General features: G+C 39.7%; 6 protein-coding genes. 5 read left to right on the plus strand and 1 reads right to left on the minus strand.

All coding sequences use genetic code 11. From position 1 onward, the window contains the following. Nucleotides 1-127 precede the first annotated feature (127 nt). On the minus strand, nt 128-1525 hold the full coding sequence (xerA, locus tag ACSX1H_RS05320; RefSeq protein ID WP_439182731.1) for a site-specific tyrosine recombinase/integron integrase: 1398 nt from the start codon (nt 1523-1525) through the stop codon (nt 128-130). Between the two features lie 126 nt (nt 1526-1651). Here xerA and ACSX1H_RS05325 point away from each other — a divergent pair, with 126 nt between their 5' ends. The 5 genes from ACSX1H_RS05325 to ACSX1H_RS05345 all read left to right on the plus strand — a co-directional run bounded on the left by ACSX1H_RS05325 (nt 1652) and on the right by ACSX1H_RS05345 (nt 17765). Further along, nucleotides 1652-2035 (plus strand): hypothetical protein, encoded by a 384-nt coding sequence (locus ACSX1H_RS05325; protein WP_439182732.1) that lies wholly within the window; start codon nt 1652-1654, stop codon nt 2033-2035. Between the two features lie 904 nt (nt 2036-2939). Further along, entirely contained in the window at nt 2940-3797 is an 858-nt protein-coding gene (locus ACSX1H_RS05330; RefSeq protein WP_439182733.1) for a hypothetical protein, read from the plus strand. Between the two features lie 18 nt (nt 3798-3815). Continuing rightward, entirely contained in the window at nt 3816-8315 is a 4500-nt protein-coding gene (locus tag ACSX1H_RS05335) for a hypothetical protein (RefSeq protein WP_439182734.1), read from the plus strand. Nucleotides 8316-8320: 5 nt separating this feature from the next. Then, nucleotides 8321-9586 (plus strand): FISUMP domain-containing protein, encoded by a 1266-nt coding sequence (locus tag ACSX1H_RS05340; protein ID WP_439182735.1) that lies wholly within the window; start codon nt 8321-8323, stop codon nt 9584-9586. 130 nt (nt 9587-9716) lie between these two features. Continuing rightward, complete coding sequence (locus ACSX1H_RS05345; protein ID WP_439182736.1) at nt 9717-17765, plus strand: T9SS type A sorting domain-containing protein; 8049 nt, start codon at nt 9717-9719, stop codon at nt 17763-17765. Nucleotides 17766-18023: the final 258 nt, after the last annotated feature.

Raw genomic sequence — 18023 nt, forward strand, 5'->3', positions numbered from 1 at the left:
AGTCTAATCGCAATCAGCTCTATCTTCCTTTTGTCTTACTTGTAAACCTTCCTGCAATAAGTTTTTATCCATCCGCTAATAATACTTTGACACAAATTTTATTCATCATAAAAAAACTTAATTTTTTTCATAAATCCAAGTCGTCCAGCGGGCTTTTTAGCTTACAGATATCCCGCTTTGATACGTAGGTGTATATCTGTGTTGTTTTGGTGCTACTATGTCCTAATAGCTTTTGTATGTTGCGTATATCCATGCCGGTGTCATGCAGATGAGTCGCAAAGGAATGGCGGAGCATATGAGGTGTTACGTGCTTATCTATCCCTGCATTTTCTGCCGCCTTTTTTAATATTTTTTGCACACTACTCGAGCTGTATACACCACCTTTCTGACCTTCAAACAGGTAGTCGTTTGGTTGCTCTTTTCTTAGATAAGTCTGTAATAGGGGAGCTAGTTTTTCCGGCAAGCTGACGATACGGCTTTTATCTCCTTTCCCGTTTTTTATTGTGATTACTTTTCGATTGAAATTTACATCTTCCACTCTCAGGTTTATTAATTCGCCGCACCTTATACCCGTTGCATACAGCATGTAAAGGATGCATTTATGTTTAGTGTTCATGTTCAGACTAAGTAAGGCTGCAACTTCCTCTTTTTCTATTGTTTTGGGCAGCGTAAGCCGTTTTTTAGGGCGGGGCAGGTTAAAAGAGCCGGGCTCTCTTTCCGAAAATGCCGATAGGAAACGTTTTACAGCACTCACTACAATGTTTTGCGCCGATCGGGAATAGCTTAATTCTTCTCGCAGAAAAAACAGGTAGTCTTGAATTTCTTCATCGGATAAATCACCTACGGGTTTACCATCGTAATAATTCTTCAGCTTTTTGATTTGGCTGGCGTAATTTTCAATGGTGCGTTTCCCTGCGCCTTGTAAGGTCATTAGTTTAATAAAATTGAACACCTCTTTATCATCTCTATAATTTTGTTTGTCTAAATGACGCTGAATTTTTTCGTTATGTTTCACATGAACTTTAATATGACAGCCCTGACTCGTAAAGTAATTATTGAGACTTTCTTTCGTTTTCTGATAGTCGGGGACGATCCAAAATCGACGCTTGGATTCATACGCAAAGCCTTGCGAATTCAGGAAATCCACCCAGCTTTTTTTATAAACTGTTGGAAGTTTCAGGTAGGATTTTTCATTGATTAGCACAATGGAAACTATCGGAGGTGGCAGAGTAGGCGACCCTATTTGAGGTGTTGTGTTGTGAAGATATACCGGTTTGGTATTCTTATATTGATCGGTTGGATTTAAGTACTTGGTGCTGATGAATGCGAATGGTTTCAGATCCCATGTCAGTTGTTGAATGGTGCTTTGTTGGTCGCGCATGTAGTGGCATTTATACTGCTGGCTGTAGTAGACATAAGTCAATTTGGTAATATTTGCCTCTAGTTGTGGGTTGGCAAAAAAGAATAATTTAATTAAGGGAGTGGTACCATGCACAAAGCGATTGAGGAAAATAGTAGGCTTCATAACGTTTGGTTTTTGTTTAACAGCATTAAACTCATGTTTTCAGTCTCCAATTAACGGGATAATCACACTTAAAGCCAATTTATTAGTATATTTATACGTATATTAACCGTTTAACTCAACAACTAGATGTCAAGCTGCCCCTATTGCAACGAAGTAATTACTGGTCGAAGTGATAAGAAGTATTGCTCCCCTTATTGTAAGTCGGCTTATCATTATCGGCAAAGCAAACAAAAAGAGAGTTCACTATTCAGAACCATTGATCAACACCTAAAAAACAACAGGCGGTTACTAAAGCTCTACAATAAAGCAGGTAAAGCCACTGTTCGCAAGGCGACCTTACTTGCTGAAGGGTTCGTTCCCAAATATTTCACCCATTATTGGAAAGCACAAAACGGAAATCTGTATTTATTTTGTTATGAATATGGTTTTATGGAAGTCAAAGAGAATGATGCCCTCAAGTATGTTCTGATCACCTGGCAAAATTATATGGAACGATCGGGCGAAACTTAATTGCAACAGAAGGGCTTGGTATTGTGGGGTGTCCTTTGCAGTTATGGGGTTACCATGTTTACTTACCCTGATTTTGTCCGCGACTCGCTATTTTGATATAATTGACTATAAGAAAAGGTAATTTAAACTGCTTTGGCACAAAAAAGTCACACTCAAGACAGGTCCTTTAACAAATAGTTTGTTGCCATTCAAGGTGAGGTCGAGGTTTGATGCAAAAGTGTTCGCATAAACGTGCTAAAATCAATTAAAGACATTTTCTTTCCGCCAAACTGGCCCTACAGCAAAAAGCTTGCTATTATTACGTGCTGCAAGATACAAGATCTTTGCTCTGTCCGTTCAAAACCTCTTTGAATTGATTTCTTTTTCCAACGCACGAGGCTTCTTTCTGTTTTCTTTTGCCATGCCAGGCTGTCTAAAATAAGGTTGCTTATTCATCTTATTAACTTAATACCTGTTGAATATTAAATATTGCTTCTCAAACTAATAATTCGATAATTCATTATGATTATTACAAGAGGGCTTGTTTGTTATGTATTTTAATAATCTTAACAAAGGTATTCACTTCCTAGTATCGTATGTATTTTGTTTTCTAGATGTTTGTGGTTGGCTATAAGTAGTGTATGGTGAGTGGAGGAGGTGTTGATTGCTTACTATGTTGATAACATATTGGTTATAAGACTTGTGTATTCGCTTTATTTTGAGGGTTAAATTAATTGATTATGCATTATTTAGAATCATTTTATTTGTATTTGATATTGTAACAAATGTTAAAACATTAAGTACAATAGGGAGTTTGTTATGTTTAGATAAATTAATATGTGTGTTAATTATAAAATAGATGTGTAAGCGTTATAATATAAGGGGTATTCTAGTGATTTTTATCGTATTGGTCTCTTCTAATACGATGGGACAGCTGCAGGATAGTATCGGAATCCAATGGAGAAATGGCCTAGCGGATTATGCTTTGGAGGAAAAGTTAGTGTCTGATAATTCAGCAGATAGTCTTATTTCGATTCTGACTGGCTTTAGTTTGGATACAACTATCTATGTCCGTTATAAAGCTTATGAGTTATTTTATAAAAAAGCCTTAACCCTTCAATCACATAAAAGACTTTCTCTTATTGAACAAATTGTTGAGGGGTGTCATGATTCTGATTTCAATATACAGCTAGCTTGCATTGGCTATTTAAAAAGATTCTCAAATGAGGAGTTTAATCAGCAGTTACTGTCCGAATTGAATAGTCTTTTGAGCGGAGGACGTTTGTCTGTAAATAAAGAATATATGCTGTTGGCAGGCTATTTAGGTTTTGGAAAAGAACAACTGCAGCGTAGGTTACTTGCACAAGATAGATTTAGTCCCATACAGCAATACTGGATGCATTTGGCACTGGCAAGGATGGGAGAAGTTTCAAGTGTTGACTATTGTCTAAAACAGGCTTCAGAAATTAAAAACGTCCATAGCAAGGTGATGTATATAGTACCTCAGCTTATATATACACGCCAGCGTGCGGCAGTTAACCATTGCATTGAGATGCTTTATATTGATGAAAAACTATGCTACTCTTCAGATCCTGATAACAATAATATGGTTTGCTGCGGTTATCGAATCATGGAGTTGCTCGCGCCTGTTATTGTAAATTATCCGTATGAAGTTGATTTCAGTGGAATGCTTATAGCAAAAGATTATGAAGAAGCGTTGATTGAAATTCGAGAATGGCTACTTATTAATCAGGATTATCAACTTACAACAACCACTTATTAAGACCTAAATATCCCTTCTATGAATAAAACCTTTACCCTTCTTCTCCTTTTTATAACCTTATTTTATTACATATCGGCACAAACTCCAATTTCAGTCTCAGACTTGGCAGATGTTAACCTGTCGGCAGCACAGAAAAAAAAGATTGAAGCGGCATTCGCGGCTATGGATGCTGTTCAAAAGGCAAGTGCCTATGTGGAATCCTTACAGGATCTTTTTGAGGAAGGTATTGTTACCCTCCCAGTCGGGATTAAAAAAGGTGACTACGAATTGATTATACAGAAATTGACCTTTGATAATAACACTGGAAAAACCAAGATTTATGCAACATGTGCTTTTAAGTTCAAAGATAGTGGCCAACAGATAGCTTTCGAGGGGTGGACTGATTTGGAAGGAATGAAAGGTATTGGCACACAGGGGGCCTTAGAACTGATTGCTCCTGTTCGTCGAAATGTTGGTTCACAATTTGCTATTCTTTTTAATTCCGGAACAAAAGCTAATTTTGGATGTGAAGGTGTTGAGTCATTTTACGCAAAACTAAACCTATTTCTCACCTCAGAGAAGATTCAGGCTGTTGATCAGACCGGTAAACCTACCGGAAAGATGGTTAATACGACTATTGAAACAGCCTTTCATAATTTTGATGACTATACGATTTCATTTGGTTTTAATCAGTTAATATCTATAAAAGGGGTGAAGGATATTATTTTCTCCTTAAAAGGTGCAACCTTGGATCAAAGTGATATCGAAACACCTGTTGGAATTGAGTTTCCCGAAGATTATTTTACTTCATCAAATGAGAATGAAAAACAAATATGGAAAGGACTTTCATTTAAAGAAGCTGCCTTAGCATTGCCTCCTATATTTAAAAGGAACGCAGTAATTGACACCTTGTCAGCTAATCAGAAAGGAGGAAGTGTTGCAGAGCGGATCATGATAGGTGTTCATGGGTTCATTATAGATGAGAATGGGCTGTCTGGTAAAGCGTTGGCAAAAAATATTATTAATAGCGCAACATTACCCAAAGATAAATGGGCCATATCTATTACTGATTTTTCGTTGAGTCTTTTGAAAAATGCAATATCAGGTATTGGATTTGGGGGTGATATGAATTTACCACCGTTGGGAAAAAGCTCCTTACTGCCATACATGGCACACTATAACGAGAGTGAAGATGCTTACGAATTTCAGGTAAACATTCATGGTGAGTATGATTTTCCTGTATTAAGAAGTACATTGACATTAAACGAGTCATCTTCTTTAGAAGTACTGATTAAAGATGCGGATTTTTACCCAACATTGAATGCCTCGGGCATGCTAAGCATCGATGCTCCTATCAATAAAAATGATTCGACCAAAAAATTTTCATTGCCTGACATTGCTTTTCAGAATATGCTCATCAGCCGCGAAGATCCTTACTTTGGGATTGGAGCTATTGGTGTTAGTGGCAATGTTCGCTCACCCAAAGTGGCTGGATTTGAATTAACCATTGAAGATATTAAGCCCTTTACTAATAATTTGGGAACCGGTTTGTCCTTCGATGCAGGCGTTAAGTTAAGTTCCCTATTTGGAGGAGAAGCTCAACTTCAATTATATGGCGATTATTCAAAGTGGCGATTCAAAAGCGTGGCGCTTGATAAAGTCAATGTGGATTTTAAATCAGGAGCCTATAGTGTTAATGGAGGAGTGGCCTTTAAAAATGGCGATGAGGTATATGGCTCAGGATTCAGAGGAGATATCAAATTTACCTTGATTGATAAGTTTGACTTTGATGCCATTGCTGTGTTTGGTAAAAAAGACGATTACAGATATTTTCTCACAGATGTGTTTTATGAAACTTCGCCTTATTCGGGGCTAAAGATTCCCCCGGCGCTATCCTTTTATGGTTTTGGCGGAGGTTTATACAAACGAATGCAGCAGACTTCGGATAAGTCGTCTGATAGTGAGTTTGGTGAATCTTTATCGGGCATACATTATGTGCCAGATAAGAATGTAGGAATGGGTTTTATGACCGCCACTAAGTTTGGGTTGCTGGGTGCGTCATCAGCTTTTAATGCCAAGGTGGGATTCGAAATGCAATTTAACCAGCATGGCGGACTAAATTTTATTCAGCTAAGAGGGGATGCCTCTTTTATGAATAATCCTGCTAAATGGGGTAAACTGGCAGATAACATTAATGATCAGGTTAAAAAAGTAGAACAATCCGGAGGTAAGGTAAAGTTATCCGCAAAATCGGATTTAGGAGTCCCTGAAAATCTTAACTCAGGATTCCTGACGGCCTCATTGAATATTAAATACGATATCGCGAACAGCATTTTTTCAGCCGATTTAAGTACCTATTTGAACGCTGGGTTTATACGAGGAGTTGGGCAGAACAATCGAATGGGCTGGGCGTCAGCTTATTTTTCGCCGGATAAGTGGTACACTTATATTGGTACACCCAGTGATCGACTAGGTATCGAAATATTAGGACTGGCACGTTCAGATGGTTATTTCATGGTGGGAGACGACATTCCCGAACTGCCACCTCCACCTACGCAAGTACTGCAGAATTTTAGTAAGTCTAAACAAGAACAACTTAAGCGCAGTGGTGATGAGCATCTGGCAACAGGCAGTGGCTTAGCTTTTGGCTCTTCATTGGGGGTTAATTTCAAGGCTACCTTGCCTCCCTTTTATGCAAAATTAGGGGTTGGCTTAGGTGCTGAATTTTTACTAAAGAATTACGGGGCAAGTGCGTATTGTGCGGGAAGTAGCTCAACCCTTGGGATTAATGGGTGGTATGCTCGTGCGCAGGCATGGGCCTGGGTAGAAGCGGATATTGGAATGGAGGCCAAGATTTTTATGAAGCGTCGGAAATTCAGTATCCTGAATATGTCAGCCAGTGCTTTGTTGGCAGGAGCAGGGCCTAACCCCTTTTATTTCACAGGAGCAGTGGGCGGACGCTTTAGCGTATTAGGCGGTCTTGTATCAGGCCAATGTAATTTCGATTTTGAAATTGGTGAGGAGTGTAAAATTATGGGAGGGAGTCCTTTCGGCCAGGAAGTGATTGCACAGCTAACCCCACCTGAAGGTGAAAAAGGGGTGAATGTTTTTGCCGCACCTCAGGCGATTTTCAATATACCAATTGATTTGGAGATGGAGGTGGACGAAGACGATGGTAAAATGGCCTGGTATAAAGTAACGCTCGAAGAGTTCTCAATTCAGTATACCGATAACAACCAAAAAGTGGAGGGGTACACCCAGTTAAGCGATGATGGAAAAGTATACCTATTGGATCCGGCCGAACCATTTGAAAGTAACAAGGAGATGCGTGTGGTGGCAAAAGTTGGCTTTAAGCGCAAACTCAACGGCAATTGGATATATGTAAAAGGCAGCGATGGCAAACCTGTGTATGAAGTAAAAGAAGCTCTATTCACCTCAGGTGAAAGACCAAAACAGATTCTACCGGAGCATGTGGTACACAGTTACCCGATTAACAGGCAATATAACTATTATCCTCAGGAGCATACAGGTGGTTATGTTATGACATCGGAAAACTACACATATCTGTTTACAACCGATAAGCCGGAAGGCTATAAACAGGTGCTGCGGGTGACTGATACTAACCAACAAACACAAGAAACCGACTTTTCTTTTACAACGTTCTCGGCAGGTAGTGCTGTTCGTTTTGAACTGAACTATCAGCTGGCCGGCAACATTAATCTGAGTAATGACGAGGTTTACCAGTTGGCTATCGTTAATACGCCTGAGAGGACAACTAGCATGACTGAGAATATTACCAGTCAGTCAACGGGGTTTCAAGATAATGATAGCATTAGTGTAACCACCCAAAGTGCTGAAGGAACATTGGAGATGCTTGAGGAGAAGGCGGTATATGGCATTCGTTTCAGAACCAGCCAGCACAATACATTTAAAGCAAAGATGGAGGCGATTGAAATTACTAATGGGCTAACCTGGCAGGAATACCCTAGTGTCAATAAGCTGATTTCAAACATCTATGATCAATCTGTCAAAGCAGAGGTATTTGATGGATATGAAAGCAATTGGTTAAATAAAGAAGAGAGCTTAATTAAAATGAGCCTGGTTTATTCTGACAATAAATGGTACACCAACAAGCTGGCGCCATTAATGTATGAAAACAAGGACTTACTCAGTATTACAAACCAAACAGGCATAAAACCTCCAGATAAGCCTGGTGTACTGCAGTTTGTTCTTACTTCTGATGGTAATATTCTTAGTGATGATATGAGTAATGTGGGAACCGAAAGTATTATATACAAGGGAGGTTCCCTGCAGCTATGTGCCCCGTATTATGTCGATCAGGACTTTATGTTGCTACAGAACCTGATTGCTAATAGGATTAGTTCTGGTACCGGAAGCAAGGATATTGAAAAGTTTTTGGCCAGTGATCACATTCCGGCATTGGAAAAAGGTAAGTACACGCTTAACATCAGTTATACACTTCCGGGTAAAGACATTATTACTTCAACCGTTCAACGCAGCATTGAATATAAAAACTAAACAAAATGAAACAACACGTATTTTTAATCGCACTGTTATTAGTAGCCCTTTTGGCATGCGAAAAAGATGAAAATAAGTTACCTACCGAGCCGGTTTTGCTCTTACCTGCCAATGGCAGTGTGGTCGACTTGTCAAAGCTGGGATTTGATTTTTCAGAAGGTAGCGATCCGGAAAATGCTTACGTGAGAAATTTTTTAAAGGTAAGCGAAGATTCTGTCACTTGGTACGAGGTTAAAACGTATGCCAATTCATTTGAATGCGAGTTGGAATTTAAAGAAGGGCAGAAGTACTATTGGAAAGTACAATGCTTCGAATACGATGAATCGGCTAATCAGGTTATTGCGGGCCGTATGACCGAAAGTAATGTGTTTCATTTTTACACCAATGCACCCAATGTATTTGATTTAAAGGCAGAATCGAGCTCTCATACCAACTGGACTGGGCGTAATTTTGTTAAACTAACTTGGCTGGAGCCCGATAATACCGATTATGTGGAAGTTACTTTTGAGCCGCAAGTAACAGGTATAAAGCAACCTATTGAGGTGCCTGCTGGCACTTGTGAATTGCTTATTGAAGATTTCTTTAACAATTGGGTAGTCTTAAAGAAAGAAGAGGCCAAAGTGTATTCGTTCGCAGTTAAGGCATATAATGCCGATGGTTTGGCTGCTGTACCAGATACTATTAAAGCTGTACCTCTTGATAAGCATTTGGTTAATGATGCTGATTTAAATGTATATGGTACTGTCATGATCAATAATCAGGTTTGGTTGGATGTAAACTTAATGACCACGCGTTATAATGATGGGACTCCTATAAATAAGTACTACTTTAAAAAGGGAGAAAATAAAGAAGTATATGGGCACTATTATGATAGTGTTGTTCTAACCAAGGAGGGTAAGAATCCCTGTCCTTGTGGATTTCATCTTCCTACATTAGAAGAGTGGCGAACATTAGAACGATTTATAGGCATTTATGACAATGGTCCATCTACATATGATCCAAAGGATATACCCTACGGAACCAAAGAAATGAAAATTTTATTCTCAAAAACAGATTGGTTGCCTGGATCAAATGGAGAAAATAATAATGGTAGTGATCTGCATGGTTTTAATTTAAAACCTGCGGGTATTGACAATACTAGTATTGGTGAAATGTCAAAACTAATGATTAATGAAAATGGATCCTATATAATGAGAATGTTTTCTCCAGATGGTATATGGAAAGGTAGTGCTCCTGATGGATCTAGTATTCGTTGCATTCGGGATAATTAGGCTGCTAAAAATGACCATTTTAAGTCAATACATTAGACCGCAGTATTAAGCTACATGCCTCTATAGTAAAATTGTGCTATAGGGGTATACAACTTTCAGCAGGCCAACCAATAAACCAAAACATGCTTTTATGAATAAATCTTTACTTCTCATTGCATTCATCACCTCTTTCTTTATGTGCTCTGCTTTCACATTCGGGCAGGCTCCTGATACAATTCCGAATGCTTTTGGCCTCGTGGTTAAGCAAAGCTGTTATTTGTATAGCGAATGTAGCAGCAGTAATCCTAAGCCTAAGTACAATTTCACTGAGGTGAAAATGGCAAGAGGAAGTACCATAATTAACGATTTATCAATGACTATTGATGCCGTTGATGAGGAGTTTAAATTGAATAGATGTTTTTACTTAAATAGCAAAGATGGTTTGTTTTATTCAAACGCTGATTGGCAAACTGAAGTTGATACCATTTCTGTAAGACTTCGGATTGAAAGCATGCCACGTTATAATGACAAAACAACACAAGTTAAACTTACTAACAATGATGAGCCAATTAATGTGCACTTTTCTGCAGGTACACATTGTGGCTGGAGCCGTAAGAAAGAAGGGTATAATGCCACAACTACTATTTACATAGATGATCCGGTGGATATTCTTTCTATTCCAGGTGAAAAAACACGATACTCGGTAGCCTCAGAAACTGTGCCTATTAAAGTCAGTAATTTTTATGATAATGGGCGTGAGGTTAAACTGCAATACGCTCTGCAATCTAATGAAGGGAAACCTGATAATTGGGAGGACATAAATGTTACAGTTAAGCCAAATACAACCATCCATTTGCCTTATTGGCGCATTGTTGGGAATAAAAGTGCGTCAAACCCAAAGTACTTCAACTACCTGGGGCGCGGACTAAAATTCAGAGTGGTAAAAAAGCTTGCTAATGGCACCGTTACCTATGGTAATGTACTATCCAATGTGGTGTTTTATCCTGAAGGCCTGCAATTTTCTATCACAGACTTATATAAACCTTATTGCGCAAAAAAAGGCGTGAGTATTATTGTTGAATTAAAAAACAGTAATGATGTGCCATTTGCCCACAACTTTAACGATTCCATAAAGTGGAAGATGGTAAGATTAAATGAGTTAGGTGACGTCGATCATATATCGACCTGTACCATGCTAGATGATGGTGACGGTAATGATTTAACTTATGTAGTAAGGCCTGATTCTATAAGATTCATTGAGTATTTGGAGAGCCTGGATAATCAGGAGGAGGTAGTGTGTGGGCTAATGCTTGAAGACCAGAGAAAAGAACTTGAGCGTGATTATTGCAAAAAAGAGTTTACAATACCTGCCCGTCGAAAAAAAATTAGCATTTGGCAATCAGAAGAAATAGAAACAGTTAATGGCGGGGATTATCATCTATTAAGTTCGCATGATCCGTATGCCGTTGTTTATATTGATGACGCTAATTCATACAATAGTAAGCAGCCAACTTATACTCTGAAAGTTACAGATTCTACAGAAGTTGAAAATGTCAGGACATACACAGTTAATGGAATTCCCCCTACTTATGAAAACTTAAGTCCAACAGAACAAAAAGATTGGGATAAAGATTTTGAAGCGGACTTTGAAAATGAAATTGCAAAGGCCAATGGCGAATGGGCATCCTTTCTGAAGTATAAACACAACGTCTGGTACAGTGAACAGGCCGAAGGGGTTGTCTACACCGGAAGTGTGCCATCAATGAGTTACAAAGTAAATCTATCTTATACATCCTTAGATGAATACCTATCTTTATTTAAGCCAGATAAGAAAACACATTATTATGGATATTTTGCACAAAATGGCTTTAAAGTTCTTCGTACTACCTTTATATATGATAATACACAGGTGCTAAATGATTCAGAGTTAACAACAAAAGATAATTTAGAGGACTGGACTGATATACCAAAAAGGGTTGTAGAATATTATGCTACAAATTCTGGCTTATATGTAACAGGGTCAGGACAAAGTGTAAGCACTGTTGATGATGGTACTTATACTGTTATAGGTGGTGGCGGCACTAATTTCTTAATAAAAGATCCAGATGTAAATTGGCCGAATAGAGTAAGTATATTCAGATTGTATAGGCGGCTGGGTGATTCTAAGTTTGTTGTAGCTGATGATTGTCACCAACCATTTCTATCAAGCGGAGGCTCCATTTGCCTTTATACTCCTTCTACAAAATTCGGATTATATGCTAGTGGAGGAAAGGACTTTACATATCTGACTGGTACGAAACTGTCCTCTCGCCAAATTGACCAAATTAATTACATCGACAATAGTAATACGTATTGCATTTTCAAGTCTGGTGCTAATTATTACAAACGCACCTTTATTATAAAGAGTTATGATGACCTATATAATGAGTTGAAAACTGCAGGTAACGATTTTAATGGGTGGAAAAGCGAGTTTAGAGATAAGTTTTGGAAAAAATGGCTTTTAAAGAAGACTGGGTTTCACTTAAAAGGGCTTAAGGCTAATTATAACTATAAACTAACTTTAATTGATGGTGACAGTTGTGCTCATACACCACCAATTGATTTAATAATTAAAGTGCCACCTCAAGCTAGATTTGACACTATTTCAGTAAAGATAGCGGATAATAACTGTGCAACAAATGGTGAGGTTGTACTCGAATATAAAGGGGGAGGGGAAGTTAAGTATTTAAAACCGGGCGATCAGGTAATATTATCAGGCTTAGAAAGAGGTAGTTGTTCTAAGATAATTTATGATACCGATAAAGGTAAGGAAATAGGTGAATATAAGGACTATTTCCCACTTGATTGTTTAAGTATAAGTACTTACTCAGTAACCTCAATTGTAAATAGTGAAACATCTATTATCAGTAATGGACAAATAACAATTAGCTATACCGAATCGCCTAATAGCTTAAAAACATATACTTTACAGCGAATGGGAGGTGGTGTTTATACCGAGACAACAACCAAAACATCACATTCTTTTACCAATTTGCCGCATGGGATTTATAATGCTACTGTTATTGTTGATGGCTGTAGTGTACCCAAAAATGGTATTGTTATTAACAACAACACCTTTGCTTTAGTACCAACTGTTACACATTCAAATACCTTTAATGGCAAAGGCAGTGTTGTGTTAAAAGCAACCAATAGGCATGGTTCCATTACATGGGAAGGGGTACCGCCGTCAGGTTTTCCAACATCAATGGATGGAGATATAATTACGGTTCATAATATTAAACCGGCAACCTATAATTTTACCGCAGTAATTAAAGATGAGGATGGCAGAACTATAAAACAACCCGTAAGCTTTAAGGTAGAAGGTCCCTCTTTTACGGCCAATATCTCAATTAACTATTTCAACGATAAGGCAAATATCAACGCATCCTTAAGTGATGTTATTCGCCTTTCTGGGGCATCGTTGTATTTATACAAAGGATCATCAAATGTGTCTCCTGATAACAGTGGATTAGAATTGAGTGCCAAAGGACTATCGAACGGGACTTACGATATTAAATTAGAAGGTAGTCAGGGGTCTACATTACTATATAGTTTCACGGTGCCAGTATCTGGCATTACAGTGCAAGAGTCGATTACTAATCCCAAATGCCAGGGAGAAGAAGGAAGTATGGCTATTACTGCTACTGGTGGCCTGGGCGCGAATAACTTCACGTATAGCGCAGATAATGTGAGCTTTGTTACGGATAATACTATTCGTTCAAAAGCAGGAACGGTTGGCTACTTTGTTAAGGACACAAAAGTACAAACCACTCAAAGTACATCGGGTAATGTTGTAAACGTAAATGAATCAGTGGTTTCCTCCTTTACAACGGTCATGAATGAACCTTTAACGGTCGGAGCTAATCGCATCATACCAAGCGACGTGAGTTGTAAAGGCCTTAATGACGGTTCAGTTGAAATTAGTCACTTTACCGGCGGTAATAGTTCAACTAAGTTTCAATTAATGGTGAACAATAGCGGGGCCTGGGTGGATACAACCCATACAATTGATCAATTGAAGCCGGGGACTTATGAAATTCACCTGAAAGATGTTGCCAATGAGTGTGAAGCTGAGCTGTTAACCCAATTTGAGATTTATGAGCCCGACACCATGCTTGTAGAAAACTACTCAATCGGGCAACCCATTTGTGAGTTGGATAACGGGTCAATTGAAGCGGAAATAACAGGCGGTTCAGGCTACTATAAGTATGAGTGGATATATAAAAGTGCAATTTTTAAAGAGCAAGATGCATTGTTTGATACAACAGCAATGACCTCGTTGGGTGACACCTTACGTTATGGTACTTATCAACTCAAGGTTTCAGATTCCAACGGGTGTAAATCTGAAAATAACCTTTTTGAGCTGGAGCAATATTATAATCCGCAAGTAGAACGTATTAATCTGACTGATGTTCGTTGTTTTGGAGAAGCAAATGGAGAAATAAAAATTGACTCGGTGAGTGGTAGCATTGATTTAAATCGGGCAATTTTATCGTTGGATGGCAACAAATTAGACAGCATTAGTGAACTGACCAGCAGCTTCACTGGCCTTGTGAAAGGTAATTACCATTTGAGCGTGATAGATAATAATGGTTGCTCATCCAATCAACCGTATACTGCCTTTGTTCATCAGCCTGATAAAGCGATTAGTGTATCCATTGATACCATACGGCCTGTGATTGATAAGGGATCAAACACCGGGTTTATTGCGCTCACAACGGATGGTGGTAATATTGGGGAGAAGACAGTGGTGGTAAGCGATGTTTCATCTGCAGTTGTTACTACGGATTTGATAAAGAGTGAAGTGGTGCATTATATCAGTCAACTTTCTGCCGATGAGTATACGGTGACTGTTTCCGACGAGAAAGGATGTAGTATTACTGAAACAAATGTTGAGGTAATTGAGCCGGCATTGCCCTTGAGTTTTACCATCACCGAACAGCTCGATGCCCGTTGTAAAGCACAAACGGGTGGTTTTACTGTTGAAGGTACAGGTGGATGGGGCGGTTATGCCTATAAGCGGGCCAGTGATGCAGCTTTTTATCCCCTGAATGAGTTTAATAATCTGTATGCCGGACGCTATTTATTAAGTGTTAAAGACCGCTTGGGTGCCGTATTTACCGATACAGTAAAGATCTCAGAGCCCAAAGATAGTCTGCAGGTTCAGTTAATTGATGTACAATCGGCCAGCTGTAATGTGGGGGGGCAAATTAGTGTGAAAGGGCAGGGAGGAACAGGACCTTACCGCTATGTGTTAAACCAGGGGGTGGATACTATTGATGTTGCTGGTAATATGGGGCACACTTATACAAACCTTACCAATCGTCCATATCTGATCAGCGCCATTGATGATAATGGTTGTCGCGCCGATATGGATGTAGCGTTAGATGACCAACTGGAACTAAAAGGTCTCACATTTAAGAAAATTTACCCAAGTACTGTTGCTGCTGTCAATGGTCAATTATCAGCTGTGGTTGAAGGTGGGCAGGCACCATTCAGTTTTGTGTGGAAGAAATTGAATGGTAGCACCTTTACAGAAACCGGAAGTGAGCTTACGGGCATTGGTACCGGTTTTTATACAGCAACAGTTTATGACGCAGGTGGTTGTTCAATGCGGTCAGCTACCTTGCTGGAGGCAGTGACTGATTCAGTTTTAATGGTCATTGACAGGGGTGACGAAACAGGCTATCAAAAGGCTGATGGTTATATTGAGTATGATTATCAGCGTGCCTATTGCCAGTCAGTGCAGGTTTTATATCCTGATGGTCGACTTGTTTCGTTTAATGGAGATGAGGTAAATGGGCTGTTTAATGCCAATGGACATCTGTACCTGAGCAATTTAACGGGTGGCCAATACCATGTGCTGTTAACGGCTGTTAGTGGTCAAAACTATACATCATCCTTTGCAATAGAAGCATACCAGCCATTGACCATCGCCCAGGTTGAACGGGGACATGTGAGCCAAAAAAATGGCGGCGATGGAGCAATCAAGCTGACCATATCCGGCGGTGCGGCACCGTTCGTGTTCGACTGGATACACCTGGAGAAGAATAGTGCCATAGGCGCTTCCTCTAGTGCTTATGTTTCCAGCCTTGATAAGCTGACTGCCGGCACCTATCAGGTGACTGTTACCGACCGCTATAATAATGTATTAACCGAAGAGGTTAACATTCTGGAACCAGCTGAGGCTTTAACAGTAAGCATTAAAGAATACAGAAATGAAAGTTGTAAGACCTACGAAGATGCCTATGTGGTGTTGCAGGCAAATGGTGGCTGGGGCGATTACCAGTTCCGTCACGATAGTGTGGAGTATTTTGTAAATGCTGCCAATTGGCTGAACCTGGATGTGAGGAATCATACATTTTACCTTACTGATAGATTGGGAAATATTGATAGCCTTAGAATAGCTATTACAGAGCCCGATTACCTTCATGCAGCGATTAGTTTAATTGACAGCGTCGATTGTAAGGGGGATGCCAATGGTGTGATCAGCTTTAATGTTACAGGTGGAACAGCTCCTTACAGATACAATATGGCCAGTCAGCCACAGTTATGGGTTGAGAGCACCCGGGCGGAGAACTTATTGGCAGGTGATCACACCTTCTATTTTACCGATGCCAATAATTGTATTGGGCAGGATACGCTTAAAGCCTATATGCCTGAGCCCGATGAGCTGTTGTTTAATCAGCAGCTGGTGACTCATACTACCTGTAATACCGATAATGGGGTTATTACAGTAGCTATGCAGGGTGGTTCAGCACCATATAATTATGAGTGGCGCAATGAGGCCAGCTTGTTAATAGGAACCGACAGTGTTATTACCAGCCTTGCTCAGAATGGCCTTTATACACTGGATGTGTATGACTACCATGGCTGTCATCAGCAACTGGAGCAGAGAATTAAGCCATCTACTTTACCGCTTATTAATACCATTGCCACCACGCCTGTATTATGTTATGGCGACAGTACCGGAACAGCCACGGTAATGGATGTTACCCCTGCTGAACCATTTGCCCCTTATGGATTTACCTGGTCAAATGGTCAAACAGATGATAGTTCAACCAAGTGGACAAGTGAGATGCACCATGTAACCATTGCCGATACCAATGGCTGCGAAACAACCAAATGGTTTATGATTGATACGCCGGATTCATTACGTGCCAGTATTGAGTCAATAAAGCACGCCCACTGTTTTGGCTATAACGATGGCTTTATAAAGCTGTTGCCACAAGGCGGCGTTGGTGCATATCAGTTTACCTGGTCCAATGGCGACACAGAAGCTTTGGCCGATAGTCTGTCAAAAGGAGATTATAAGGTGCTGCTGACCGATGGAAATGCCTGTGAATATGAGCGCACCATTAGCATTGTTGAGCCCGACGAGCTAATAGTGGATTTAGGTGAGGGCATAAAAATTTGTCCGGATAACACCATTGTGATAGATGGGCAGGATTTTACCACACACCGTTGGTACAATGACGAAGGTGACCTTTTAAAGGAGCGATTTATTGAAGTGGGTGCGGAAGATGATTATTATCTGGAAGTTACCAATGATATTGGCTGCTTTGCCCGCGATACCATAACACTCACAATAGGAAATGATGCGTTGCAGGCAGATTTTCTGATGACATCGGAAGCTTATCTGGGCGATACCTTGCGGGTGTATGAGCTCTCTAACATGCCATTGGATAGTCTTAACTGGGACTATTCAGGCAATGCTTTCCTCAATGTCAAATCGGCCGATATGCCCGACTATGTTTTGCACCTGCTAACGCTGGAAGACGGCATGTATAATGTGTCGCTTCAGGCCTACTCAGGTGGTTGTATATCTAAAATGGTGAAACAGGTTGAAGTGTTTGAGCTGGATGGCGACCAGTCACCGGATGTGGAGCTGGGTTATCAGGAGCCGTTAATTCAATCATTGAAGGTAGCACCTAACCCAACAGATGGTAATTTCTCGGTTTTAATTGAATTGCGCGAACAGGCAGATGTGCATCTGAGCATCTATAATATCAATCAGGCACTGAAAGTAAATGAGCGGGAGCAGTATGGCCAATCGGAATACACCATCGATTATCAGCTAAGCGGGTTAAGTACCGGTGTTTACCTGGTTGTAGTGACCGCTGAGAATGAACGTAAGCAGATTAAAATTGTGATTAATTAAGATTTAAAGAAAACAAGACTCAAGAAGTCAAGAAATACAAGAAAGACAAGCAAAACAAGAATTCAAGGGAATTAAGTAAAAGAAGAACAAGGAAAACAAGTCTTGAACCCTTGAATCTAGGAACTTGAATTCTTGAACCTTGAACCTTGACTTTTTGAGGCTTGAACCTTGAAGCCTTGATTTCTTGAGATTTAAATAAAAATACCAGCACAGCACTGTGACTGAGGAGGCGAAGCTGTGCAAGCCAACGAAGTGTTG

Origin of the sequence: Carboxylicivirga taeanensis (assembly GCF_051851475.1) — a bacterium.
GTDB lineage: Bacteria > Bacteroidota > Bacteroidia > Bacteroidales > Marinilabiliaceae > Carboxylicivirga > Carboxylicivirga taeanensis.